We start from the raw sequence: 26,199 nt of genomic DNA, 5'->3' as shown, positions 1-26,199 counted from the left end.
CATCATCAAGCGCCTACGCTTATCGACTGTTGCAAAGTTAAACGAGAACAGTTCGGGTCTGTAGCTCAGTCGGTTAGAGCACCGTGTTGATAACGCGGGGGTCGTTGGTTCGAATCCAACCAGACCCACCAGTTACCAAGGGGGATTAGCTCAGCTGGGAGAGCACCTGCTTTGCAAGCAGGGGGTCGTCGGTTCGATCCCGTCATCCTCCACCATTCGACTGTTTAGACTATCTTTATCCAAGACCAGAGTCTTCGATAAGTGTAGTTCTCGTTCTTTAACAATCTGGAAGAAGTAAAGTTTTCTTTAAGCGTGTAGCTAACGAAAGTTGGATGCACACTTAGGGTAGTAATCTGTATGTATCAACAAACAAAGTAAGCTGAACTCTTGTTGCTATGACGCTCCCTTCTCGTCTTTCCTTCGGAAAGACTGCAGGGGCCAACGTTATAGGGACAAGTGAATAAGTGCACATGGTGGATGCCTTGGCGATTACAGGCGATGAAGGACGTAGTAGCTTGCGATAAGCTGCGGGGAGTGAGCAAACACACTTTGATCCGCAGATTTCCGAATGGGGAAACCCGGCCTTTTAGGTCATTGCATACTGAATACATAGGTATGCAAAGCGAACGCGGCGAACTGAAACATCTAAGTAGCTGCAGGAAAAGAAATCAACCGAGATTCCCAAAGTAGTGGCGAGCGAAATGGGATGAGCCTTGTATGTGATAGTCGGACTGATAGTGGAACGCCTTGGAAACGGCGGCCATAGCGGGTGATAGCCCCGTACACGAAATCAGACCGGTGATACTAAGCGTACGACAAGTAGGGCGGGACACGAGAAATCCTGTCTGAATATGGGGGGACCATCCTCCAAGGCTAAATACTCGTAATCGACCGATAGTGAACCAGTACCGTGAGGGAAAGGCGAAAAGAACCCCGGGAGGGGAGTGAAATAGATCCTGAAACCGTGTGCATACAAACAGTCGGAGCCTCTTCGTGGGGTGACGGCGTACCTTTTGTATAATGGGTCAGCGACTTACATTCAGTGGCGAGGTTAACCGAATAGGGGAGCCGTAGAGAAATCGAGTCCGAACAGGGCGACAGTCGCTGGGTGTAGACCCGAAACCAGGTGATCTACCCATGGCCAGGATGAAGGTGCGGTAACACGCCCTGGAGGTCCGAACCCACTAATGTTGAAAAATTAGGGGATGAGCTGTGGGTAGGGGTGAAAGGCTAAACAAACCTGGAAATAGCTGGTTCTCTCCGAAAACTATTTAGGTAGTGCCTCAAGTATCACCATCGGGGTAGAGCACTGTTATGGCTAGGGGGTCATTGCGACTTACCAAACCATTGCAAACTCCGAATACCGATGAGTGCGAGCTTGGGAGACAGACGTCGGGTGCTAACGTCCGGCGTCAAGAGGGAAACAACCCAGACCGCCAGCTAAGGTCCCAAAGATTGGCTAAGTGGAAAACGAAGTGGGAAGGCTAAAACAGTCAGGATGTTGGCTTAGAAGCAGCCATCATTTAAAGAAAGCGTAATAGCTCACTGATCGAGTCGTCCTGCGCGGAAGATGTAACGGGGCTAAGCCAGTCACCGAAGCTGCGGATATCGAGCAATCGATATGGTAGGAGAGCGTTCCGTAAGCCTGAGAAGGTGTCTTGTAAAGGATGCTGGAGGTATCGGAAGTGCGAATGCTGACATGAGTAGCGATAAAGAGGGTGAAAAGCCCTCTCGCCGAAAGCCCAAGGTTTCCTGTTCAACGTTCATCGGAGCAGGGTGAGTCGGCCCCTAAGGCGAGGCAGAGATGCGTAGCTGATGGGAAGCAGGTTAATATTCCTGCACCGTCGTATGATGCGATGGGGGGACGGATCGCGGAAGGTTGTCCAGCTGTTGGAATAGCTGGTTTTTGACTCATAGAAGGTGCTTAGGCAAATCCGGGCGCGTAATTCAAGGGGTCGAGACGTGTGTCCTTGTGACACGAAGCAATCGGAAGTGGTTCCAAGAAAAGCCTCTAAGCTTCAGTCATACGAGACCGTACCGCAAACCGACACAGGTGGGCGAGATGAGTATTCTAAGGCGCTTGAGAGAACTCGGGAGAAGGAACTCGGCAAATTGGTACCGTAACTTCGGGATAAGGTACGCCCCGGTAGCTTGATTGGTTTACTCCATGAGGGTGAAAGGGTTGCAATAAACTGGTGGCTGCGACTGTTTAATAAAAACACAGCACTCTGCAAACACGAAAGTGGACGTATAGGGTGTGACGCCTGCCCGGTGCTGGAAGATTAAATGATGGGGTGCAAGCTCTTGATTGAAGTCCCAGTAAACGGCGGCCGTAACTATAACGGTCCTAAGGTAGCGAAATTCCTTGTCGGGTAAGTTCCGACCTGCACGAATGGCGTAACGATGGCCACACTGTCTCCTCCCGAGACTCAGCGAAGTTGAAATGTTTGTGATGATGCAATCTACCCGCGGCTAGACGGAAAGACCCCATGAACCTTTACTGTAGCTTTGCATTGGACTTTGAACCAATCTGTGTAGGATAGGTGGGAGGCTTTGAAGCGGGGACGCCAGTTCTCGTGGAGCCAACCTTGAAATACCACCCTGGTTCGTTTGAGGTTCTAACCTTGGCCCGTGATCCGGGTCGGGGACAGTGCATGGTAGGCAGTTTGACTGGGGCGGTCTCCTCCTAAAGTGTAACGGAGGAGTTCGAAGGTACGCTAGGTACGGTCGGACATCGTGCTAATAGTGCAATGGCATAAGCGTGCTTAACTGCGAGACCGACAAGTCGAGCAGGTACGAAAGTAGGACATAGTGATCCGGTGGTTCTGTATGGAAGGGCCATCGCTCAACGGATAAAAGGTACTCTGGGGATAACAGGCTGATTCCTCCCAAGAGTTCATATCGACGGGGGAGTTTGGCACCTCGATGTCGGCTCATCACATCCTGGGGCTGTAGCCGGTCCCAAGGGTATGGCTGTTCGCCATTTAAAGTGGTACGTGAGCTGGGTTTAAAACGTCGTGAGACAGTTTGGTCCCTATCTGCCGTGGGCGTTGGAAATTTGAAGGGGGCTGCTCCTAGTACGAGAGGACCGGAGTGGACGAACCTCTGGTGTACCGGTTGTCACGCCAGTGGCATTGCCGGGTAGCTAAGTTCGGAAGAGATAACCGCTGAAAGCATCTAAGCGGGAAACTCGCCTTGAGATGAGATTTCCCGGAGCCTTGAGCTCCTTGAAGGGTCGTTCGAGACCAGGACGTTGATAGGTCAGGTGTGGAAGTGCAGTAATGCATTAAGCTAACTGATACTAATTGCCCGTACGGCTTGTCCCTATAACCTTGGCAGTCATTGCCAATGCAAGGGTTCAGCTGTTTGTTGAGACAACAGATTACGAAAACTGCTTCTTCCGGATTCAGAGTGACGCATGCACTAAGCTGCGGCACTCATACAAGTTATGCCTGATGACCATAGCAAGTCTGTACCACCCCTTCCCATCCCGAACAGGACCGTGAAAAGACTCTGCGCCGATGATAGTGCTGCAACCAGTGTGAAAGTAGGTTATCGTCAGGCTAGTTATTAAGAAAAGCCCGCTCAGTATGCACTGAGCGGGCTTTTTGCTTTTCAGCGCGGCGCCAGCACCGCCCAGATCAGCACCATCGCGACGATAAACGGTACCCACAGCATCCGGCGATACCGTACCGACAGCCAGTACAACGCGAGCATGGCGAGAATCGGCACATTGCTGTCGAGCTTACGGCTCAGGAGCAGCGCGACGACGCCCTGCAGGGCGACCGCATACCACGTCATGCGCCCGCCACCGATGAGCAGGGGATTGCGGCGCGCCGTGCGTTCGCCACGCCTCGCGATCAGATCGTTGGCCGGCGCGGGCGAGGGCACCGGCTTGCGCGGCTCCGCCTCCTGCCTGGCGAGCTTGCGTTCCGTCTCGACCTGCTCCTGCGTCTTTTCCAGCATGGGTGCCGGCGGTGTGCCGGCCTGCCAGAAGTCCGGCCACGGCGCCTTGCCTTGCGCCGCCAGCGTACGGAACTGCCCACCGGCGCGCCGCGGGACCGCCTCCGGCGCGACTACGTCACCGCTCCACTTCGCGCGCGCCGCACGCACGCGCGCCAGCAGCGGTGTGCCCTTATCGGCATCGACCATGCGGATGAAGTGCGCATAGCCTTCCAGCGCCGCCAGCACGTTGTCGTTGCCGTTCCACTGCTTGCCGGCCGGTCCATCCTTCTCGACCTGGAACAGCACCGCGCGGAAACGGCGCAGCGTGTCGCGGTCCACGGCGGGCTTCTCGTTGACGACGATGCCTGTCACGCTCTGGCGCGCATGGCTGCGCATCACGTGCTGCTTGTCCGGATGCGGTGTGAAGCCCTCGTCGATGACGATCTGACGCACGCGCCACAGCAGCTTGGCCGCCAACTTGCGCACCGATTCGTCGCCTGAAAACGTCAGGTCGTCGGCATAGCGCGTGTACCGGAAACCGAGCCGTGCCGCTGCGCCCTGCAGCCGCGCGTCCAGACGGCGGCACAGGATGTTGGTCAGCGCAGGACTCGTCGGCGCACCCTGCGGCAGGACGCGCGGGCCGTGCGCGACGTGGAACGTCTCGCCGTCGACCTGCACTTCCTCGGTCGCGGATTCGGTGCACAGCAGCGCCAGCGTCGTCGCGACCTGCTTGCCGTAGCCGAGCTGGCGGAACACGCCGCGCACGCGCGGCAGCGCGATCGACGGGAAGAAGTCCTTCAAGTCGACGTTGATGACAACCGCCTGGCCGACGTGCGGCGCGGCGTTGCTGACGATGGAGCGGCCGGCCAGGAAGCCGTGCGCGGCCGGATGTACGGGCGCGCGCACAAGAACGTTGTCGAGCACCCAGTACTGCGCCCGCTTCAGGCGCGGCATCGGGGCCGAGATGATGCGCTCGCCGCCCGCCTTCTTCGGCATGGCGAAGCGGCGGTAGTGGCTGATGCGCGACACGCGCCGTTCGAACGCGAGAAAGCGCAGCTCTTCCAGCGACAGGCCCATGGCGTTCGCCAGGTCCTGCGCGTCGTGCATGGGCGGCAGCGACAGGCGCGCCAGCTGGTCGGCGTCGCTGCGCGCCTCGTTCAGGCCGGCCGATACGCCGGCGCCCAAATATAAAAGCTCTTTGGCGCGGCGCGCATGCCACGCCAGCGCCCGTTCGTGGCGTTCGCGCGCGCGGCGCTGACGCGTCTCCTCGCGCCGGGCCTTCGCGCGGGCCATGCGTTCCTTGCGCATGCGCTTGAGGGCCAGTGCCGGATCCTCGACCTCGCGCAGTTCGCGTCCGAGATCACTCAAGGCCTGCTGTAGTTCGGTCTCGCGCTTGATCAGCTGCTCGGCTTCGGCCAGCGAGGTGTCGTCGTCGGGCCAGAAGCCGAGCCGCTTCATCTCCTCGAGCGTGACTTCGGTACGCGACGACGCGCGAATGCGCGCATACAAGGCCTCGCGCGTGGAGGCGGACGTGGGATTGGCACTCATGGGAAAGCCCCGCATTGGAAAGCCCTAAAGGGGGCGGCAGGAAGAAACAGGCGCGGCGGGATCGTCATCGAAGGGCCGGCAGGACTGGCGCGCTCAACTCGACGCCAAACGACGCCGGTAGCGCTGACGTAATTCGGCGAATTCACACCGACTCGCGCTACCGGCGTCAGTTTGGCACAGTGAAGAGCGCGCCAGTGACGCATGGGGAGGGCTGAATACGTGGACGGCGATCCACCGTCCGGTTTGCAAGAGCCATCCGACCGCACCTGTTGAAGGAAGTATAACATCATGCGATGGCCTCGCGGCGTGCATGCACGAGGCGCAACGCGAGCATGTGCGGGCAGGGTCCGTGGCGCAGCCGGTGCTGCGTGAACTGGTTGCACTCGCACGCGCCGTCCGCGATGCGCTGGTCGGCGTCGAGTACGAGCATCGTCCGGTAGCGCCTGTCGCCGCTCCGGGCTGTGCCGGACAGGCGCACCGCACCGTCGGGCAGTGTTTCGACCGGCCCCTCGTCCAGCGCATGCAGCGCGACGATGGCGGCCGCGTCCTGTTCGGCCGTGCTGGAAAAGCGCAGCGTGTCGAGCGGCAGCGGATCGCGCGCCAGCTCGCGCAGGCGATACACGCCGTGCGCCAGGTCGTAGATCACGCGGCCGGCCTGCGTGTACAGCGTCAGCGCGCGTTCGACGGCCGCGCGTTCCAGGCCCGTGTCCATGGCCAGCGCGTCCGCCGTGGCGAACCAGCGCCGCGCGAGGGCCGCGTAGACGCGTTCCTTCGTATCGTCGTCGACGTCGCCGCGCGGCGCGAGCAGGTCGAAGCGGCCCGCGCGTGACCAGTCGTTCGCGACCCAGCCGGACAGGCCGAGCGTGAAGCGCATGCCGGGCAGGTCGGCGATCCAGAAGCTGGGCATGCCGTTGCCCATCAGGTGCACGGTAAAACCCTGCGCCAGCGGGAGCAGGCGTTCGAGCAGCAGCAGGCGGCGCCGGCCCCAGATGCGGATTTCCTCGGCAGTGCCGCCCTGGTAGACCGAGCGGCGGCACACGACTTCCACGTTCCACGGTTCGAACACGGCGCGCACCGGTTCGCCCGGCGTGAGGATGAAGCGGATCGAACGCGGACCGGCACGCTCGCGCCGGCGCCGCAGCACGTGGCAGAAGTTGTACACGTCCATCGGGTGCAGGTCGAGCCGGCGCGCCGGCAGGTTCATCGCGCTGCTCACCTGCAGGAAGCCGCGCACCCAGGTATCGGGCACGTCGATCTTTTCCTCGATGAAGGCGGGATCGTCCGCCGTCGTCACCTGGAAGCCGGCGGGATCGATCGCGAGCCGCGTCGTCTTGTAGTCGCGGATCTTCTGGAATTCGTCGTACAGCGCGGCCGAGTAATCGATGTTGGTGGTGCCGCATGCGAATTCGCCGACGTGATCGAACATCTCGTGGTCGCAGCTGAGCGACGCGTAACTCGATTCGTCACGGCTGAAGCATTCGAAGAACACGCGGTCCGGATGCACCGTGATCACCGGGTCGAGCACGATCCACATGTCGCGGTTGGTCAGGAACAGGTAGCTGAAGAACCGCGACTGCGCCTTGTGGAACGGTTGCAGCACCTTGTCCTTGCGCGCGCGGATCGTCGCGAGTTCTTCCACGATCGGCGCCTGGCGCGCGCGCAGGTCGCTTGACCGGGCCTGGAATTCGGCCAGCAGCCGCGCCTCGTTCGCGGCCAGCCACGCTTTATAGGCTGTCTTGTCGGGCGCCTGGTAACGCTGGTCGGCGGTGACGACGTCGTGCAGGGCCGACATCGCCTCGCGGAACGGCACGCGCCGGTTGACGTCGGCGACGAAGTACGTCGGCGGCCGCAAGGTGTCCGGCGCGAAGCGCATCGTGGTGGACGAGGCGCCGTTGTCGACGCTCGTCGCGCCGTAGTAGCGGTACTGGAATCTCATGAGGGTATACGCGCCGGAGGTTGGACCGTCAGCACGGCCGGCAGATGCGGGTAGCGCGCCTGGATCGCGCGCAGGGCTTCGATGTAGCGCGCCTTGTCGCCGATGGCCACCGTGACCACCTGGCGCGCGAACAGGCGCGCGACGAAGGCGGCGATGTCGTCGGACAGCATCGCCTGTTGCGCCAGGAAGTCCTGCACGCGGCTCTTGGCCGTGCGGCCGCGGTTGACCTGCGAGAGCACGGTGAGGAAGTACGGTTCGAGGCGGCGCAGCGTGTCGATGTCGCCTGCGCTGGCGCTTTCAAGCCAGCTGCTGACGAACAGCTGCATGTTCGCCGACGGGTGCTGGCTCAACTTGAGCATGAAGTCGGCCGCGTCGGCCACGTCCACGTGCGCCGTGATCAGCGCGCGGCCGAAGCGTTGCGCGGCCGGGTCGGCATGGTCGCACAGGCTCACCAGCAGCAGCGGCGTCCAGTCCTCGCGCGTGCAGACGGACCCGAAATAGCGGATGGCGAAGGCGCGCGTATCGTCGAAGCGGCTGTCGAACAGGCGCAGCGCCGCCTCGAGCTGCGCCCGCGCCCGTTCGGGATGGGCCTCGAATGCCGCGTAGGCCCAGCGGCGCACGCTGACGTTCTGGTTGCGGCCGAACGCGGCCCAGTCGGCGACGTCGAATCGCAGCGGGTCGAAGCGGTCGACGAGCGCCGCGCCGAGCAGCTGCGCGCCCTTGCTGCGCGCGGCCAGCAGGCGCCGCAGCAGGTCCGCGTCCGCGAGGCCGGGCGCGTGCGCCAGCGGTCCGGTGATCCACGACAGCAAGTCGGCGTGCATGCCGGCGCCGGTTTCGGCGCGGAACAGGCCGTCGAGCAGCGCCGGCAGCAGGGTCGACGCGAACACCGCATCGACCGGCGCCAGGCGCGCGATGACGGGGTCGATCGCTTGGCGCACCTGCGCGTCCGGGGCGCACGCGAACACGGCGACGAGGTCGACCTGCGTGGCCAGCATCGCGTCGGGCAGGACACCGAACAGCCGCACGCCCAGCGCGCGCACGGCCGGATCGGGATCGCGCAGCAGCGCCGCCAGCACGGCCGGCGGCAGGCTGGACGCCGGCGCCGTATGCAGCAGCAGCCATGCGCAGGCCAGCGCGCGCACCGGCGCCAGCGCGTGGCGCAACAGCATCAGGAGGCGCTCGTACGGCGCCTGCTGAGCGGCCGGTTGCAGCGGATGATCGAGCGCCCAGACGATGTCGGGCGCGGCGGCCGCGACGTCGTCCTGGTCGGTGCATCCATCGAGCCAGTCGAGCAGGCGCAGGACGATGGCGTCCGGCTGGCCCGGCAGCTTGAGCGCGGCCTGGCACAGGATCCAGCCCTGGCGCCGCACGGCTTCCACCGAAGCACACAACACCGCGACGACGAGGGCCGCGTCGGCCGCATAGACGTCGGGCGCGCGGCCGATGCAGTCGAGCGCATACTGCTGCGCCTGCGGCAGCGTCGACTGCACGAACAGCAGCAGCCATTCGCCATCCGGCACGCCGGGTTCGAAGCGGCGGCGCGCCGTCTCGAAGGCGAACAGGGCGGTCGGCAGGTAATGGCTGCGCAGCAGCTCGCGCAGCGTGGCAAGGGGCAGTGAGGCGCAGTAGGCCGTATTGCCGGCAAGGGCACGCGCTGCGAAGGCATGCACGCCTTCGCAGCGGCTGTGCTGCATGAGCCACAACAGGGCGTCCGGATGCCGGTCCCACAGCTCGGGGAAGGCTTCGTGCCGCACGTCGCCCGCCGGACGCGCGCCATCGTGATACCAGCTCAGGCCCGATGCGCTGCGGCGCAGGCCGGCGCGGGCGCGCAGCAGGTGGTTGAACAGCGGCCAGTGGCCATAGCGGTCGACGATGCGGCCGGCCGTGCGGACGTTGGCGTCGCGGTCGTCGTAGGTGGCCAGGATGCCGAGGGCCAGCGGGATGAAGTCGGGCGAGGCGTCCTCGCCCAGGCGCCGCAACGTGCGCCAGCCGCGCCGCAGCAGGTAGTGGCGGGTCACGACGCCGTAGGCCACCGTGCTGTCGGGTCGCGCCGCTTCCTCTGCGAAGGTGCGGTAGCCCGTGCGCGTGTAGACGTAACGCTGCGCGGTATGCGCCGTCGTTTCGAAGCGGCGCTGCAGCAGGCCGAAGAGTTCACCGTCGGCGCGCATTTCCGCCATTTTGAAGAGGTGGCGCACGGCGCGGAAGCTGCCGGCGGCGAGCGGCACGGCGCGCAGCGCGGCCAGCAGCACACGGCGCGCCAGCGGCTGATCGTCGGCCTGTGCCACCTGGTCGAGCTGCTCCAGCCAGGCGTCGAGCGGCACGTTGCGCCAGCCGTTGCCGGTGGCGGCCCGCGCCACCAATGTATCAATGTCGTTGCGTGCCCACGTCTCGCGCAGGTCTTGCGGCCAGTCGGCGACGAGGGCCTGCGCATGGGCGCGGCGCGCATCGGGGCCCGCCAGCATCAGCCAGGCGTGCAGCGCGACGCGACGCACGGCATCGCTGGCGCCGCGTGCCGCCAGCTGCTGCATCGCCTCGGCCGCGCCGGCGTCGCCGCAGCGGCCGATGGCCCAGGCGATGCAATAGTCCTGCATTGCGTCGCCCCGTTCGAGCAGGCCGACGAGCGTCGGCACCGCGGCGGCAAGACGGCGTTCGCCCACGCGCCAGATCGTGCGGTTGCGCTGCGTCTGCGCGAGCCGGCGCCAGCTGCCGGGTTCCAGCCGCTGGAGCAGGATGCGGTCGGCGTCGGTCGATACAGGGATGGGCGGCGGCGCGGCGGGGATGGACGCGGGCGCGGGATCCGCCGGATCGACGAAGCCCTGCGCCATGCGCTCGGTGACGGCGAGGTGGAACAGCGTGTCGGCATCGGCCAGGGCGACGGGTTGCGGGGTGCGCGTCGTTTCCCGCCATTCCTCGCCCATGCGGCCCTGGCGCAGGTTGACCAGGTAGCGGTCGGATGCACCCGGCGCCAGGCACAACTCGATTTCACAATGGACGATGCTGTCTTTTTGTCGCCGGACCAGGCTCGCCGTTCTGATCAGTTTCACGCATCGCCCTCGGGGTCATGTGGAATCTTGCATTCTATACATCGTTGCTCTCGTGGTAAACGTGCAGACGTGCCGCGATCGGGTGGTCCGGCCGCAGTTGCAGCAGGTCCCACAGATTGCCGTACAAATCTGCGAACACGGCCACCGTGCCGTAGTCTTCTTCCTTCGGCTCGCGCACGAAGTGCACCCCATGTCCGCGCAGGCGTTCGTAGTCGCGCCAGAAATCGTCCGTGTTCAGGAACAGGAACACGCGGCCGCCGGCCTGGTTGCCGACGAACGGCACCTGTTCCGGCTTCGATGCCTTGGCCAGCAGCAGTGTGGTGCCCGTACCGCCCGGCGGCGCCACCACGACCCAGCGCTTGTCCTGCGTCGGCTGGTACGTATCGTCCAGCAGGTCGAAACCGAGCTTGTTGACGTAGAAATCGATCGCTTCGTCGTAGTCGCGCACGACGAGGGCGATGTGGACGATGGCTTGCCGCATGGGGTCCCCTTCGTTGTTTATTGGCTAAATACAAGTGTAGCAGCCGTTTGACCTGCGACCCGCCTGTCGGTAGACTCGAATGATTGCGCTACCAAAAATAACGATAAGCAATGTTATATAACATCCGGGGACCGTCGGTCATTCAACGGAGGAGACGTTCATGCAGCGAAGTACCAGTAAGGATTCATGGCGCGCGGTCCGCGCATTGCTAGGCCTCGTGACGGCAGTGGCGGGATTGCTGATCGCGGGGCAGGTCCACGCGATCGGCACGGCGCGGTTCGTCGATACCGAAGGGAAGAGCGGCGTGGCGCTGGTCCAGGCCGGACGTGCGGCGCCCATCGTCGTCGGCACGGACGAATATCCCGGCGTGCTGCGCGCGGCGCGCGACCTGCAGCGCGATATCGGCAGCGTGACGGGCAAGACGCCGCAATGGCAGGTCGACCGTCCGTCAGCGTCGGGCGACGTGATCATCGTCGGCACGCTCGGGCACCACGCCCTGATCGACCGTCTCGCACAACAGGGCAAGATCGACACGCGCGCGCTGGCCGGCCAGTGGGAAGGCTTCGTCATCCAGGCGGTCGCCGACCCGATGCCCGGCGTGCAGCGGGCGCTGGTCATCGCCGGCAGCGACAAGCGCGGCACGATCTACGGGATCTATACGCTGTCGGAACAGATCGGGGTCTCGCCCTGGTATTGGTGGGCCGACGTGCCGATCGTGCATCACCGCTCGCTCAGCGTGGCGCTCGGCACGCACATCATGGAAAAGCCGACTGTCCAGTACCGCGGCCTGTTCCTCAACGACGAGGCGCCCGTGCTGACCAATTGGGCGAAGGAGCGCTTCGGCGGCTTCAATCACAAGTTCTACGAAAAGCTGTTCGAGCTGATGCTTCGCATGCGTGCCAATTACCTGTGGCCGGCCATGTGGTACTCGTCGTTCTATGACGACGACAAGGACAACGGCAAGCTCGCCGACATGATGGGCATCGTGATGGGCACGTCCCATCACGAACCGATGATGCGGGCGCAGCAGGAGTGGAAGCGCTACGGCAAGGGGCCGTGGGATTACCACCGCAACGGCGACGTGCTGCGCGACTTCTGGGCGCAGGGCCTGCGCAATACGCGCGATTACGAAAAGGTGATCACGATGGCGATGCGCGGCGACGGCGACGAGCCGATGTCGGAAGACGCCAACGTCGACCTGCTGCAGCAGATCGTCCGCGACCAGCGCTCGATCATCAAGAAGGAGCTCGGCCAGGAACCGGAGAAGGTGCCGCAGTTGTGGGCCCTGTACAAGGAAGTGCAGGACTATTACGAGAAGGGCATGCGCGTCCCGGACGACATGCTGCTGCTCTGGTGCGACGACAACTGGGGCAATATCCGTCGCCTGCCCACCGCCGAAGAACGCAAGCGCGGCGGCGGTGCCGGCGTCTACTACCACTTCGATTACGTCGGCGGTCCCCGCTCGTACAAATGGCTGAACGTGACCCAGATCGCCAAGGTGTGGGAGCAGATGAACCTCGCGAACGAATACGGCGCGAACCGGCTGTGGGTCGTCAACGTGGGCGACCTGAAGCCGATGGAAGTGCCCACCGAATTCTTCATGGCGTATGCGTGGAACCCGCAAGCGTGGCCGGCGGAGCGGCTGCCCGAGTACCTGCGCGCCTGGGCCACCCGCGAATTCGGCGCGGCGCATGCGGAGACCATCGCGTCCATCGTCGATAAATACACGCGCTACAACGCGCGGCGCCGTCCGGAACAGCTGGAGCCCGAGACCTACAGCCTCACCAACTACGATGAGGCAGCGCGCGTCGTCGCGGACTACAACGCGCTTGCCGACGAAGCGGTGCGCGTCGGCCGCACGCTGCCAGCGAACATGCGCGACGCCTACTTCCAGCTCGTGGAATATCCCGTCCGCGCGTCCGCCAATGCCCTTGATATGTACGTGTCGACCGGCCTCAATCGCCTGTATGCGCGCCAGGGCCGCGTGACGACGAACGACATGGCGGCGCGCGTGCGCCAGCTGTTCCAGCGCGACGCCGATCTCGCCAATCAATACCAGCGCGAGATCAGCGGCGGCAAATGGAATCACATGATGTCGCAGACGCGCTTCGGCTACACCAACTGGGACCAGCCTTACCGCGACGTGATGCCGGCCGTGTCGGAACTGCGCGTTCCTGCGCCCGGCCAGCTGGCGGCGCCGAACGGCATTCACCCGTCCGACCAGATGGGCGTGGCGGTGCAGGGCGACGCCATCGCCTGGCCTGTCTTCCCGATCCGCCAGCTCGTATTGCCGCCGCTGGACGTGTTCGAAAAACAGCCGCGTTATCTGGAACTGTTCAACCGCAGCGCCCAGCCGTTCGACTACGCCATCACGACGAGCCATCCGTGGATCCGCCTGAGTCACAAGGCCGGCCGCGTGAGCAAGGAGCAGCGCATCGTCGTCGATGTGGACTGGAGCGCCGTCCCCGCAGGTACCACGATGGCATCGTTGACCATCAGCGGTCCGGCCAAGGCGCAGGTCGAGGTCAAGGTGCCCGTGCGCCGGCCGGCCGACCTGGCGCCCGACACGGCGCGGGGCCACGTGGAAACGCAGGGCGTCGTGGCGATCGAGGCGGAGCATTACACCCGCGCGCTGGCGCCATCCGGCCGGCAGTGGCTCAGGATTCCCGGCTATGGCCGCACGCTGTCCGGCATGAGCACCTTGCCCGTCGCGGCGAACGCGTTGAAGGTCGCGGATGGGATGCGGCTCGAGTACGAGGTGAATCTCTTTACGTCCGGCGAGCTGAAGGTGCAGGCCGTCCTCGGGCCGACGCTCAAGTTCCAGCCGGGCGAGGGCTTCCGCTACGCGGTCTCGATCGATGACGAGGCGCCGCAGGTGGTCAACGTCCATGCGGATGGCTCCGAACGGCACTGGAGCAAGATTGTCTCGGACGGCGTCGCGCAATTCGTCACCACCCATCGTGTGGCACGCCCGGGCCGCCATACCGTGAAATTCTGGGCGCTTGACCCGGGTCTCGTGCTGCAGCGCCTCGTCGTCGATGCCGGCGGGCTGCGGCCCAGTTATCTCGGGCCGCAGGAAAGCCCGTACTATCCGGTCAGCGGATCCCCAGCAGCGCAATCAGCCCCCAACTGATCGCGCCCAGCCCGACCAGCGACACGACGACGGTCGCCGTCACCTTGCCGCCCGCGCGCAGTACGGCGCGGGCGTCGACGCCGAGGCCGAGGGCCGCCATCGACATGCTGGTCAGCCATCCGGACGCCGCGTGCGCCGGTTCGAGCACGACGGGCGGCAGCGCACCGACGGAGCGCAGCAGCATCAGCGCGAGGAAACCGACGATGAACCACGGGACGAGTTGCGCGAGCGGCAGCGAGGCGCGGCGCGCACCGTCGCGCCGGAACAGCGACAGTCCGAGCACGACGGGCCCCAGCATCAGTACCCGCGCCAGTTTTACCAGCGTCCCGATCTGCAGGCTCGCCTGCGACACGGGCGCCGCCGCGGCCAGCACCTGCGGCACGGCGTACACGGTCATGCCCGCGAAGATGCCGTACTGGAGGGGCGTCAGGCCGAGGACGCGGTCGAGCAGCGGCAGCACGAGCACGACGACGACACCCAGCACGGCCGTGAACGCGATCGACGACGCCACGTCCTTGCCCTGGGCATCGATGACCGGCGCGACGGCGGCGATCGCCGAGTTCCCGCAGATCGAATTCCCGCATGCGACCAGCACGGCCATTTCGTGCGGCAGCCCCAGTAGCCGGCCGACGGTGTAGCTGAACGCGATCGCCAGCACGACCGACAGCGCGATCCCGGCCAGCAGCGGCAGCCCGTGCGCGACGATCGCGCCTGCGCTGACGGATGCGCCGAGCAGCATCACGGCCAGTTCGAGGACGACCCTGGCGGAAAAGCGCACGCCGGCCTCGCACCTTGCGGGGACGGTCGCGACGGTGCGGACCAGGCTCCCCAGCAGGATGGCCAGGACGAGGCTTTCGAGCCATGCGCGGCCGAACAGGGCGGTCTCGCCGCGCTCCAGCAGGATGGCGGCGCCGGTGACGGCGGCACTCAGCGCAATGCCGGGGACCAGCGTCAGGATCTTGTCGTTCATGGTGTTCTCCTGGTTCGAGCCCGCAGTATCGGCTCGACAGGATCGTTCGGTCCATCTTAAAATTTCGCACAAATCATTTACCTGAATCGAACGAATAATGACCCTCGACCAGCTCCGCATCTTCGTCGCCGTCGCCGAACGCCAGCACCTGACGCGGGCGGCAGACGTGCTCGCATTGACGCCCTCCGCCGTCAGCGCGTCGCTGCGCGCGCTGGAAGAACGTTACGGCACGCCGTTGTTCGACCGCGTCGGGCGCCGCATCGAAGTCAATGCGGCGGGGAGAATCTTCCTCGACGAGGCGCGCGCCACGCTGGCCCGCGCGGCCGGCGCCGAGCGCGTGCTGGTCGAACTGGCGGGGCTGGCGCGCGGTGTTCTCGCGCTGCACGCCAGCCAGACGATCGCCAGCTACTGGCTGCCGCCGCTGCTCGTGCGCTTTCGCGAGACGCATCCGCAGATCGACGTGCGGCTGGACGTCGGCAATACACAGTCCGTGGCGGACGCCGTGCGCGAGGGCCTGGCCGATCTCGGGCTCGTGGAGGGCGGCGTCGACGATGCGGCGCTGGTCGCCGAGCGCATCGGGCAGGACCGCATGGCGATCGTCGTCGCGCCCGGCCATCCGTGGGCGCGCAAGCGCAGGCTCACGGTCGCAGATTTGCAGGCGGCGCGCTGGATCATGCGCGAGCCCGGTTCGGGCACGCGGTCCGCGCTGGAAGAGATGCTGGTGGCGCAAGGCGCCGACCTGGCCGCGCTGCAGATCGCGCTGACGCTGCCGTCCAACGAAGCCGTGCGCGCGGCCGTGATGAGCGCGGGCTTCGTGGCCGGGTTGTCGGAACTGGTCGCGGCGCCGTATATCGCGGCGGGCCTGCTGGCCAAGGTGCGCGTGGACTTCCCGCCGCGCGATTTCTTCCTGCTGCGCCACCGCGAACGCTATCGCAGCCGCGCGGCGCAGGCGTTCGAAGCGCTGGTGCGCACTGCCTGATCCGCGCCAGATCGGCAGGATCAGGCAATCCTTCGTCAGTATCCTGCTACCGCCGGGCGGGCCCGGACTCCTAAGATGAAGTCATCGTTCACGAGGAGTCCTGCCATGAAAACCATAGCCACCATCTACATCGACGGCGCGTTCGTCACCCCGCACGGGCGCGAGCCGCTCGTCCTGCTCGATCCGGCCACCGAGCGCGAAACGACCACCGTGATCCTGGCCGACGAAGTCGATGCGCAGCGCGCGATCGCCGCGGCGAAGGCGGCGCTGCCGGCCGTGGCGCGCACGACGCGGGAAGAGCGCATGGACTGGCTGCAGCGGCTGCATGACGCCGTCGCCGCCGCCGAACAGGACATCGTCGACGTCATGGTCGCGGAATACGGCGGCACGACGGCGATGGCGACGGGGACCGCGCGCCGCGCCGCCGCGTCGTTCGCGATCGCGCGCCGGCTGCTGGGGGAGTACGCGTTCGAGCGCGAGGTCGGCGGCGCGCGCGTGACGATGGTGCCGCATGGCGTCGTCGGCATGATCACGCCGTGGAATGCGAACATCGGCTTCATCGCGAGCAAGCTGGCGATGGCGATCGCCGCCGGCAGCACGGCCGTCATCAAGCCCAGCGAACTGAGTGCCGCGCAGACGGAGGTCATCACCCGCGTGATGCATGGCGCGGGACTGCCGCCGGGCGTCTTCAATATCGTCACGGGCCGCGGCGACGTGGTCGGGGCGGAGATCACGCGGCATCCCGACATCGCCAAGATCTCGTTCACGGGGTCGACTAGCGTCGGCAAGGCGATCGCGCGCGGCGCCGTCGACACGATGAAGCGGGTGACCTTGGAACTGGGCGGCAAATCGCCAACCGTCCTGCTCGACGATGCCGACTTCGCCAAGGCGATGCCGCTGGCGGCGCTGGCGGCGGTGATGAACAGCGGCCAGGCGTGCATCGCCGGTACGCGATTGCTGGTGCCGGCGAGCCGCGTCGCCGAGGCGCATGCACTGGCGGTGCGCGCGTTCGAGGACCTGGTTGTCGGCCCGACGCGCGACCCGCGCGTCAACGTGGGGCCGATGGTCACGCGCAAGCAGTACGAGCGGGTGCAGGACTATATCCGCAAGGGGATCGACGAGGGCGCGACCCTGCTGACGGGCGGGCCGGGGCGCCCGGACGGACTGGAACGGGGCTATTTCGTACGGCCGACCGTGTTCGGCGACGTCCGCAACGACATGACGATCGCGCGCGACGAGATCTTCGGGCCCGTCCTGTCCATCATCCCGTATCGCGACGACGACGATGCCATCGCCATCGCCAACGACACGCCATATGGTTTGCATGCGTACGTATTCGGCGCGGACCTGGCGCGTGCGAACCGCGTGGCGGCCGGCATTCAGGCAGGGCGCGTGTTCGTGAACGGATTGTATGATGCACCGGAGGCCCCGTTCGGCGGCTTCAAGCAATCCGGCCTGGGACGCGAGTTCGGTGTCTTCGGCCTGGAGACCTATCTCGAACCGAAAGCCATCATGGGCCATGACAAAGGACTTTGACATCCAGCTCCGTGGTCTCGTCGAGCAGGCGATGCGCGGCGCGGACGCCGGTGACCTCGACCTGGCCACGGGCCTGCCCTGGCTCTGGCTCATACGCAGGCTCGCGCCGACGCCCGCCGGGCGCGGCATCCTGACGCCCTCCGTCTGCCTGCTCGTGCAGGGGGAGAAGGAGATGCTGGTCGGCTCGCAGGTGCTGCGCTACGGCCCCGGGTGTTATGTGCAGGCGGGCGTGGCGATGCCCGTGTCCGGCCAGGTGATACGTGCAACGGATGCGGCACCGTACTACGGCATCCGTGTCGACATCGATCCAAAGGAAGTGGCGGCGTTCGTGCTGGAGATGCGGCTGCAACTGCCGCTGGCGGACGCCGACCCGCCCGCGATCACGGTCGAACGTGCGGACGATGCCATGCTGGACGTGTTCGTGCGCCTCCTGCGGCTGCTCGACCGGCCCCGCGACCTGCCCGTGCTGGGCCGCCTGCTCAAGCAGGAACTGATTTATCACCTCGTGACGGCGCCAGGCGGGGCGACATTGAGCCGGGGTGTCGTCGGCGGGCAGCGCGAGCGGGCTGTGGGCGAGGCCATCCAGTGGATCCGCACGCATTACAACGAGCCGCTCAGTATCGACGCGCTGGCGCGCACGGTGCACATGAGCCCTTCGGTGCTGCACCGCCGCTTCAAGGCGGCCACCGTGATGAGCCCTTTGCAGTACCAGAAGCAGGTGCGGCTGCTCGAGGCGCGCAAGATGCTGATGAGCGGCGACGTCGAGGCGGCCAGCGTTGCCTATGAGGTCGGCTACGAAAGCCCGTCGCAGTTCAGCCGCGAGTACCGGCGGCTGTTCGGCGCGCCGCCGTTGAAGGATGCGGAGCAGTTGCGGCGCCAGCCGTCGTCAGATTTTTGATACGGCCGAGCTTGCAGGGGCGAGAGGCGGTTGCTATACTGCGCGTCCGCTTCACGGCACGGTCGACATTCCAAGGAAATCGACGCCACGAAGCGGGAAAAAGAAGTTGACGAACATCGCGAAACGCTGCATAATCTCACTTCTCTGCTGCTGACGAACAAAACGATTCGCAGAATGCAGCAAGGCAGTACCGAATACAGTTCTTTAACAATAAACAGTCGATAAGTGTGGGCGTTTGATGAAGTGCCAGCAGTCACGCAAGTGCTGCTGAATGCTTAAATTATCAAATGTTCACACAAAAGAAATACGTTGCTCAGCAATGAGTGACGGTCAGTATTTTGAGTGAGCGACATGCTGCGAAAGCAGCAAAAACAGGAATTAAACTGAAGAGTTTGATCCTGGCTCAGATTGAACGCTGGCGGCATGCTTTACACATGCAAGTCGAACGGCAGCGCGGGGCAACCTGGCGGCGAGTGGCGAACGGGTGAGTAATATATCGGAACGTACCCAAGAGTGGGGGATAACGTAGCGAAAGTTACGCTAATACCGCATACGATCTATGGATGAAAGTGGGGGACCTTCGGGCCTCATGCTCCTGGAGCGGCCGATATCTGATTAGCTAGTTGGTGAGGTAAAGGCTCACCAAGGCGACGATCAGTAGCTGGTCTGAGAGGACGACCAGCCACACTGGGACTGAGACACGGCCCAGACTCCTACGGGAGGCAGCAGTGGGGAATTTTGGACAATGGGCGCAAGCCTGATCCAGCAATGCCGCGTGAGTGAAGAAGGCCTTCGGGTTGTAAAGCTCTTTTGTCAGGGAAGAAACGGTCTCAGCTAATATCTGGGGCTAATGACGGTACCTGAAGAATAAGCACCGGCTAACTACGTGCCAGCAGCCGCGGTAATACGTAGGGTGCAAGCGTTAATCGGAATTACTGGGCGTAAAGCGTGCGCAGGCGGTTTTGTAAGTCTGTCGTGAAAGCCCCGGGCTTAACCTGGGAATTGCGATGGAGACTGCAAGGCTTGAATCTGGCAGAGGGGGGTAGAATTCCACGTGTAGCAGTGAAATGCGTAGAGATGTGGAGGAACACCGATGGCGAAGGCAGCCCCCTGGGTCAAGATTGACGCTCATGCACGAAAGCGTGGGGAGCAAACAGGATTAGATACCCTGGTAGTCCACGCCCTAAACGATGTCTACTAGTTGTCGGGTCTTAATTGACTTGGTAACGCAGCTAACGCGTGAAGTAGACCGCCTGGGGAGTACGGTCGCAAGATTAAAACTCAAAGGAATTGACGGGGACCCGCACAAGCGGTGGATGATGTGGATTAATTCGATGCAACGCGAAAAACCTTACCTACCCTTGACATGTCAGGAACCTCCGAGAGATTGGAGGGTGCCCGAAAGGGAGCCTGAACACAGGTGCTGCATGGCTGTCGTCAGCTCGTGTCGTGAGATGTTGGGTTAAGTCCCGCAACGAGCGCAACCCTTGTCATTAGTTGCTACGCAAGAGCACTCTAATGAGACTGCCGGTGACAAACCGGAGGAAGGTGGGGATGACGTCAAGTCCTCATGGCCCTTATGGGTAGGGCTTCACACGTCATACAATGGTACATACAGAGGGCCGCCAACCCGCGAGGGGAGCTAATCCCAGAAAGTGTATCGTAGTCCGGATCGCAGTCTGCAACTCGACTGCGTGAAGTTGGAATCGCTAGTAATCGCGGATCAGCATGCCGCGGTGAATACGTTCCCGGGTCTTGTACACACCGCCCGTCACACCATGGGAGCGGGTTTTACCAGAAGTAGGTAGCTTAACCGCAAGGAGGGCGCTTACCACGGTAGGATTCGTGACTGGGGTGAAGTCGTAACAAGGTAGCCGTATCGGAAGGTGCGGCTGGATCACCTCCTTTCTAGAGTGGCACGACAGAACCGCCAAACGGTTCGCAGAGCTTCGCTCTGCTCAAGCGCCTACGCTTATCGGCTGTTGTAAAGTTAAACGAGAACAGTTCGGGTCTGTAGCTCAGTCGGTTAGAGCACCGTGTTGATAACGCGGGGGTCGTTGGTTCGAATCCAACCAGACCCACCAGTTACCAAAATGGGGGATTAGCTCAGCTGGGAGAGCACCTGCTTTGCAAGCAGGGGGTCGTCGGTTCGATCCCGTCATCCTCCACCATTCGACTGTTTATCACTATATTTATGTAAGCCTGGTGGTTTAGATAAGTGTAGTTCTCGTTCTTTAACAATCTGGAAGAAGTAAAGTTTTCTTTAAGCGTGTAGCTGGTCTAACGATCAGATGCACACTTAGGGTAGTAATCTGTATGTATCAACAAACAAAGTAAGCTGAATCCTTGTCGATATGACGTTCCCTGATACTCATACAGGGGCCAACGTTATAGGGACAAGCGAATAAGTGCACATGGTGGATGCCTTGGCGATTACAGGCGATGAAGGACGTAGTAGCTTGCGATAAGCTGCGGGGAGTGAGCAAACACACTTTGATCCGCAGATTTCCGAATGGGGAAACCCGGCCTTTTAGGTCATTGCATACTGAATACATAGGTATGCAAAGCGAACGCGGCGAACTGAAACATCTAAGTAGCTGCAGGAAAAGAAATCAACCGAGATTCCCAAAGTAGTGGCGAGCGAAATGGGATGAGCCTTGTACGTGATAGTCGGACTGATAGTGGAATCCTTTGGAAACAGGAGCCATAGCGGGTGATAGCCCCGTACACGAAATCAGACCGGTGGTACTAAGCGTACGACAAGTAGGGCGGGACACGAGAAATCCTGTCTGAATATGGGGGACCATCCTCCAAGGCTAAATACTCGTAATCGACCGATAGTGAACCAGTACCGTGAGGGAAAGGCGAAAAGAACCCCGGGAGGGGAGTGAAATAGATCCTGAAACCGTGTGCATACAAACAGTCGGAGCCTCTTCGTGGGGTGACGGCGTACCTTTTGTATAATGGGTCAGCGACTTACATTCAGTGGCGAGGTTAACCGAATAGGGGAGCCGTAGAGAAATCGAGTCCGAACAGGGCGACAGTCGCTGGGTGTAGACCCGAAACCAGGTGATCTACCCATGGCCAGGATGAAGGTGCGGTAACACGCCCTGGAGGTCCGAACCCACTAATGTTGAAAAATTAGGGGATGAGCTGTGGGTAGGGGTGAAAGGCTAAACAAACCTGGAAATAGCTGGTTCTCTCCGAAAACTATTTAGGTAGTGCCTCAAGTATCACCATCGGGGGTAGAGCACTGTTATGGCTAGGGGGTCATTGCGACTTACCAAACCATTGCAAACTCCGAATACCGATGAGTGCGAGCTTGGGAGACAGACGTCGGGTGCTAACGTCCGGCGTCAAGAGGGAAACAACCCAGACCGCCAGCTAAGGTCCCAAAGATTGGCTAAGTGGAAAACGAAGTGGGAAGGCTAAAACAGTCAGGATGTTGGCTTAGAAGCAGCCATCATTTAAAGAAAGCGTAATAGCTCACTGATCGAGTCGTCCTGCGCGGAAGATGTAACGGGGCTAAGCCAGTCACCGAAGCTGCGGATATGTTTCTTAGTATTTATACTTTGATCCATATGGTAGGAGAGCGTTCCGTAAGCCTGAGAAGGTGTCTTGTAAAGGATGCTGGAGGTATCGGAAGTGCGAATGCTGACATGAGTAGCGATAAAGAGGGTGAAAAGCCCTCTCGCCGAAAGCCCAAGGTTTCCTGTTCAACGTTCATCGGAGCAGGGTGAGTCGGCCCCTAAGGCGAGGCAGAGATGCGTAGCTGATGGGAAGCAGGTTAATATTCCTGCACCGTCGTATGATGCGATGGGGGGACGGATCGCGGAAGGTTGTCCAGCTGTTGGAATAGCTGGTTTTTGACTCATAGAAGGCGCTTAGGCAAATCCGGGCGCGTAATTCAAGGGGTCGAGACGTGTGCCCTTGTGGCACGAAGCAATCGGAAGTGGTTCCAAGAAAAGCCTCTAAGCTTCAGTCATACGAGACCGTACCGCAAACCGACACAGGTGGGCGAGATGAGTATTCTAAGGCGCTTGAGAGAACTCGGGAGAAGGAACTCGGCAAATTGGTACCGTAACTTCGGGATAAGGTACGCCCCGGTAACTTGATTGGTTTACTCCATGAGGGTGAAAGGGTTGCAATAAACTGGTGGCTGCGACTGTTTAATAAAAACACAGCACTCTGCAAACACGAAAGTGGACGTATAGGGTGTGACGCCTGCCCGGTGCTGGAAGATTAAATGATGGGGTGCAAGCTCTTGATTGAAGTCCCAGTAAACGGCGGCCGTAACTATAACGGTCCTAAGGTAGCGAAATTCCTTGTCGGGTAAGTTCCGACCTGCACGAATGGCGTAACGATGGCCACACTGTCTCCTCCCGAGACTCAGCGAAGTTGAAATGTTTGTGATGATGCAATCTACCCGCGGCTAGACGGAAAGACCCCATGAACCTTTACTGTAGCTTTGCATTGGACTTTGAACCAATCTGTGTAGGATAGGTGGGAGGCTTTGAAGCGGGGACGCCAGTTCTCGTGGAGCCAACCTTGAAATACCACCCTGGTTCGTTTGAGGTTCTAACCTTGGCCCGTAATCCGGGTCGGGGACAGTGCATGGTAGGCAGTTTGACTGGGGCGGTCTCCTCCTAAAGTGTAACGGAGGAGTTCGAAGGTACGCTAGGTACGGTCGGACATCGTGCTAATAGTGCAATGGCATAAGCGTGCTTAACTGCGAGACCGACAAGTCGAGCAGGTACGAAAGTAGGACATAGTGATCCGGTGGTTCTGTATGGAAGGGCCATCGCTCAACGGATAAAAGGTACTCTGGGGATAACAGGCTGATTCCTCCCAAGAGTTCATATCGACGGGGGAGTTTGGCACCTCGATGTCGGCTCATCACATCCTGGGGCTGTAGCCGGTCCCAAGGGTATGGCTGTTCGCCATTTAAAGTGGTACGTGAGCTGGGTTTAAAACGTCGTGAGACAGTTTGGTCCCTATCTGCCGTGGGCGTTGGAAATTTGAAGGGGGCTGCTCCTAGTACGAGAGGACCGGAGTGGACGAACCTCTGGTGTACCGGTTGTCACGCCAGTGGCATTGCCGGGTAGCTAAGTTCGGAAGAGATAACCGCTGAAAGCATCTAAGCGGGAAACTCGCCTTGAGATGAGATTTCCCGGAGCCTTGAGCTCCTTGAAGGGTCGTTCGAGACCAGGACGTTGATAGGTCAGGTGTGGAAGTGCAGTAATGCATTAAGCTAACTGATACTAATTGCCCGTACGGCTTGTCCCTATAACCTTGGCAGTCATTGCCAATGCAAGGGTTCAGCTGTTTGTTGAGACAACAGATTAAAACTACTTCTTCCAGATTCAGGGTAGCGTCCACATAGACGATACCCGTACAAGTTATGCCTGATGACCATAGCAAGTCTGTACCACCCCTTCCCATCCCGAACAGGACCGTGAAAAGACTCTGCGCCGATGATAGTGCTGCAACCAGTGTGAAAGTAGGTTATCGTCAGGCTAGTTATTAGAAAAGCCCGCTCAGTATGCACTGAGCGGGCTTTTTGCTTTTCTGCAACCGAAAAATTATTCGTTTGTAGATTGCCGCGTATGTACGGTAGCATTCCAGTCTTTATCTTTTGGCAAAGCGTATGAGCGGCAAGCGCACCAGACCTTTTCGGCTTGCGGCATGGATGGTGTCGTTTGCGTGCATGACCGTCGCGATCACGGCGTTTCTGTTTGTGAGTCTCGCCGACCATTTCGCGATCCGTCACGCGTCCGAAGAGGCCGGATTGCGGCTGGAGCAGCTGTCCTGGCAAATGCGCGATTCGCTCGACCGCACGCTGGACCAGGCGGTCCGCGACGTCTCCCTGTTGTCGACACTGTCGGAAACCCATACCCGCGGCGACCCGACCAAAATCCGGCAGGTCCTCGAGAATTTCCAGCGCCGGTTCCCCGACTATGCATGGATCGGCATCGCGAAGCCGGACGGCCGGGTGCTCGCTGCGACTGGCGGCCTGCTGGAGAATCGCGACGTGATGGCGCGGCCCTGGTTCCACGCCGGGCAGCAGGCCGTGATCGCGGAAGATTACCACCCGGCCGTCATGCTGGGCAGCCTGCTGCCGCACGCGTCGGATCCATGGCGCTTCGTCGACGTGGCCGGCCCGATCCGCGATGCCGACGGCACGCTGCGCGGCGTGCTGGCCATCCACCTGAGCTGGAAGTGGGCGCGTACGCTGGCAAACGGGTTGCTGACGCCGGCGCTGCGCGGCTACGGCGCCGAGATCATCGTCGTCCGCCGCGACGGGATCGTGCTCCTTGGACCGGAAGCGATGCTGGAAAAGCCCATCGCGACGGAGAGCCTGCGCCGCGCGTTCGAAGGCGGGACGGGTGCCGTCAAGGAGCACTGGCCCGACGGCCGCACGTATCTGACGGGTTACAGCCAGACGGGGCGCGGCCGCGATCGCGCGGGCCTGCGCTGGGCCGTGCTCGTGCGCCAGACGGAGGCCGCGGCGCTCGCGTCCGCCCATGATTTCGAACGGCGCACGTTGTGGCTGTGTCTCGGACTGGGCTTCGTCCTCGCGGCCGTGGCGGCCCTGCTGGCGCGGCGTCTCGTCGCGCCGCTCAAGATGCTCAGCGGCGCCATCGAAGACCTCGCGCACGCGCCCGCGCATGCGACGGCGGACCGGATCCCGCAAGTGAACAGTTTCCACGAGGCGCGCGTGTTGTCGGATGCGATGCGCGACCTCGTCGCCAGCGAGCGCACGCACCGCGCAGCGTTGGAGCACATGAATGCGCAACTCGAGGAGACGGTGGCCGCGCGCACGGCCGAGCTGCGGGAGATGTTGATGCGCGACGTGTTGACGGGCCTGCCGAACCGCCGTGCGCTGATGCAGGCGTTGCCGGAAGCGCTGGCGCGGGCGGCGCGCGTGGGGCGTCCGTGCGCCGTCCTGTTCATCGACATGGATGGCTTCAAGCAGGTCAACGATACGCGCGGCCACGAAGAGGGCGACGATTTATTACGCCAGTTCGGCACACGTCTGTTGAACGGCATCCGCGAGACCGACATGGCGGCGCGGCTGGCCGGCGACGAATTCGTCGTCGTGCTGGAACTGTTGAACGATGCGCGGGATGCCGAGAACAAGGCGCATGTCCTGCTCGACCAGTTGGCGCGCCCGTACCGGCTGGCCGGCGGCAGCGCGCAGGTGGGAGCGAGCATCGGCGTGGCCCTGCAGTTGCCGCATGAACTGCAGGATCCTGTCCGCCTGCTGGCACGCGCCGACCAGGCGATGTATGAAGCCAAGCGCAAGGGCAAGGGCCGCGTTGCGCTGGTGGCGGAAGCGCTCGAGCGGGAAGCGTCCTGAGCGAGCGGGGTCAGACGCCCCAGAGCACGTCGGTCTGCTGGTCGCGCGAAGCGCGCAGCATTTCCAGTAGCGGGAAGGCACGGGTCGAGAAACTCACGGTCTCGATCGGCTGGTGTTCCGCGTCTTCTTCGCCTTGATGGGCCTTGACGTCCTGTTCCATCTCGTCCGTGGCCTGGTGCTTCCGGCTTTCTTCGATCTCGTTTTCCAGCAGTTTGACGGCTTGCGTCGCTTCCTCGGCGGTGATGACACCGCGGTCACTTTCCTTGTGCAGGAGATCCAGGATCCGCTTGGCGTGGTCCTGGTACATCATGACGTTCGGGTAAGCCTTGGATTTAAAGGTGATTAACATAGTTGTCTCATTCTATTGTT

Annotated in this window: 11 protein-coding genes, 4 tRNA genes and 5 rRNA genes; 14 read left to right on the top strand and 6 right to left on the bottom strand. The window is 62.3% G+C overall.

The genetic code is table 11. The annotated features are described in order from the left end of the window. Positions 1-54: 54 nt before the first annotated feature. The 4 genes from P0M04_RS04910 (at position 55) to rrf (P0M04_RS04895) (ending at position 3,564) form a co-directional block, all read left to right on the top strand. Positions 55-131: transfer RNA gene (locus P0M04_RS04910), tRNA-Ile, on the top strand. Between the two features lie 8 nt (positions 132-139). After that, positions 140-215: transfer RNA gene (locus P0M04_RS04905), tRNA-Ala, on the top strand. A 235-nt stretch (positions 216-450) separates the two neighbouring features. Then, a 23S ribosomal RNA gene (locus tag P0M04_RS04900) occupies positions 451-3,326 on the top strand. Between the two features lie 125 nt (positions 3,327-3,451). Beyond that, a 5S ribosomal RNA gene (gene rrf / locus P0M04_RS04895) occupies positions 3,452-3,564 on the top strand. 51 nt (positions 3,565-3,615) lie between these two features. Here the strand turns inward: rrf (P0M04_RS04895) and P0M04_RS04890 are convergent. From P0M04_RS04890 to P0M04_RS04875, 4 genes are all read right to left on the bottom strand, one after another. Continuing rightward, the gene (locus tag P0M04_RS04890) at positions 3,616-5,493 is read right to left on the bottom strand and encodes a reverse transcriptase family protein (protein WP_259452960.1); all 1,878 of its coding nucleotides are present in this window, start codon (positions 5,491-5,493) and stop codon (positions 3,616-3,618) included. A 286-nt stretch (positions 5,494-5,779) separates the two neighbouring features. After that, positions 5,780-7,429, bottom strand: a complete 1,650-nt coding sequence (locus P0M04_RS04885; protein ID WP_259452961.1) for an SWIM zinc finger family protein — start codon at positions 7,427-7,429, stop codon at positions 5,780-5,782. Beyond that, on the bottom strand, positions 7,426-10,473 hold the full coding sequence (locus P0M04_RS04880) for a hypothetical protein (RefSeq protein ID WP_259452962.1): 3,048 nt from the start codon (positions 10,471-10,473) through the stop codon (positions 7,426-7,428). The genes P0M04_RS04885 and P0M04_RS04880 overlap by 4 nt, the downstream gene beginning before the upstream one ends. 34 nt (positions 10,474-10,507) lie before the next feature. Continuing rightward, the gene (locus tag P0M04_RS04875) at positions 10,508-10,954 is read right to left on the bottom strand and encodes a VOC family protein (RefSeq protein WP_259452963.1); all 447 of its coding nucleotides are present in this window, start codon (positions 10,952-10,954) and stop codon (positions 10,508-10,510) included. 160 nt (positions 10,955-11,114) lie between these two features. Here P0M04_RS04875 and P0M04_RS04870 point away from each other — a divergent pair, with 160 nt between their 5' ends. After that, positions 11,115-14,087 carry a glycosyl hydrolase 115 family protein gene (locus P0M04_RS04870; RefSeq protein ID WP_259452964.1) on the top strand — a complete coding sequence of 991 codons (2,973 nt, stop codon included), beginning with the start codon at positions 11,115-11,117 and terminating at the stop codon, positions 14,085-14,087. On the opposite strand, the gene P0M04_RS04865 is transcribed toward P0M04_RS04870, so the two are convergent. Beyond that, a complete protein-coding gene (locus tag P0M04_RS04865) occupies positions 14,050-15,057 on the bottom strand; it encodes a YeiH family protein (protein WP_259452965.1) in 1,008 nt (335 codons plus the stop codon). The two genes, P0M04_RS04870 and P0M04_RS04865, sit on opposite strands and share 38 nt — an antisense overlap. Positions 15,058-15,154: 97 nt before the next feature. Between P0M04_RS04865 and P0M04_RS04860 the strand changes: the two genes are divergently transcribed. The 9 genes from P0M04_RS04860 (at position 15,155) to P0M04_RS04820 (ending at position 25,830) form a co-directional block, all read left to right on the top strand. After that, positions 15,155-16,036, top strand: a complete 882-nt coding sequence (locus tag P0M04_RS04860) for a LysR family transcriptional regulator (protein WP_259452966.1) — start codon at positions 15,155-15,157, stop codon at positions 16,034-16,036. Between the two features lie 105 nt (positions 16,037-16,141). After that, a complete protein-coding gene (locus P0M04_RS04855; protein WP_259452967.1) occupies positions 16,142-17,572 on the top strand; it encodes an aldehyde dehydrogenase family protein in 1,431 nt (476 codons plus the stop codon). Next, positions 17,556-18,470 (top strand): AraC family transcriptional regulator, encoded by a 915-nt coding sequence (locus tag P0M04_RS04850; protein WP_259452968.1) that lies wholly within the window; start codon positions 17,556-17,558, stop codon positions 18,468-18,470. Before P0M04_RS04855 ends, P0M04_RS04850 begins: the two co-directional genes overlap by 17 nt. Before the next feature lie 380 nt (positions 18,471-18,850). Continuing rightward, a 16S ribosomal RNA gene (locus P0M04_RS04845) occupies positions 18,851-20,378 on the top strand. A 99-nt stretch (positions 20,379-20,477) separates the two neighbouring features. After that, positions 20,478-20,554 (top strand) — tRNA-Ile (locus P0M04_RS04840). A gap of 11 nt (positions 20,555-20,565) precedes the next feature. Continuing rightward, positions 20,566-20,641, top strand: a tRNA-Ala gene (locus tag P0M04_RS04835). A gap of 223 nt (positions 20,642-20,864) precedes the next feature. Next, positions 20,865-23,756, top strand: a 23S ribosomal RNA gene (locus tag P0M04_RS04830). A gap of 118 nt (positions 23,757-23,874) precedes the next feature. Next, a 5S ribosomal RNA gene (gene rrf, locus P0M04_RS04825) occupies positions 23,875-23,987 on the top strand. Together the 16S, 23S and 5S rRNA genes with 2 tRNA genes alongside form the textbook arrangement of a ribosomal RNA operon. Before the next feature lie 220 nt (positions 23,988-24,207). Further along, positions 24,208-25,830: a sensor domain-containing diguanylate cyclase gene (locus P0M04_RS04820; RefSeq protein WP_259448508.1), complete on the top strand. Its 1,623-nt coding sequence runs from the start codon at positions 24,208-24,210 to the stop codon at positions 25,828-25,830. A 10-nt stretch (positions 25,831-25,840) separates the two neighbouring features. On the opposite strand, the gene P0M04_RS04815 is transcribed toward P0M04_RS04820, so the two are convergent. Further along, entirely contained in the window at positions 25,841-26,179 is a 339-nt protein-coding gene (locus P0M04_RS04815) for a DUF1840 domain-containing protein (protein ID WP_259448509.1), read from the bottom strand. Between the last annotated feature and the right edge of the window lie 20 nt (positions 26,180-26,199).

This window comes from Telluria mixta (assembly GCF_029223865.1).
In the GTDB taxonomy this organism is placed as follows: Bacteria; Pseudomonadota; Gammaproteobacteria; order Burkholderiales; family Burkholderiaceae_D; genus Telluria; species Telluria mixta.
The sequence above is the reverse complement of the archived record's forward strand: the minus strand, read 5'-3'. Positions and strand labels throughout refer to the sequence as shown.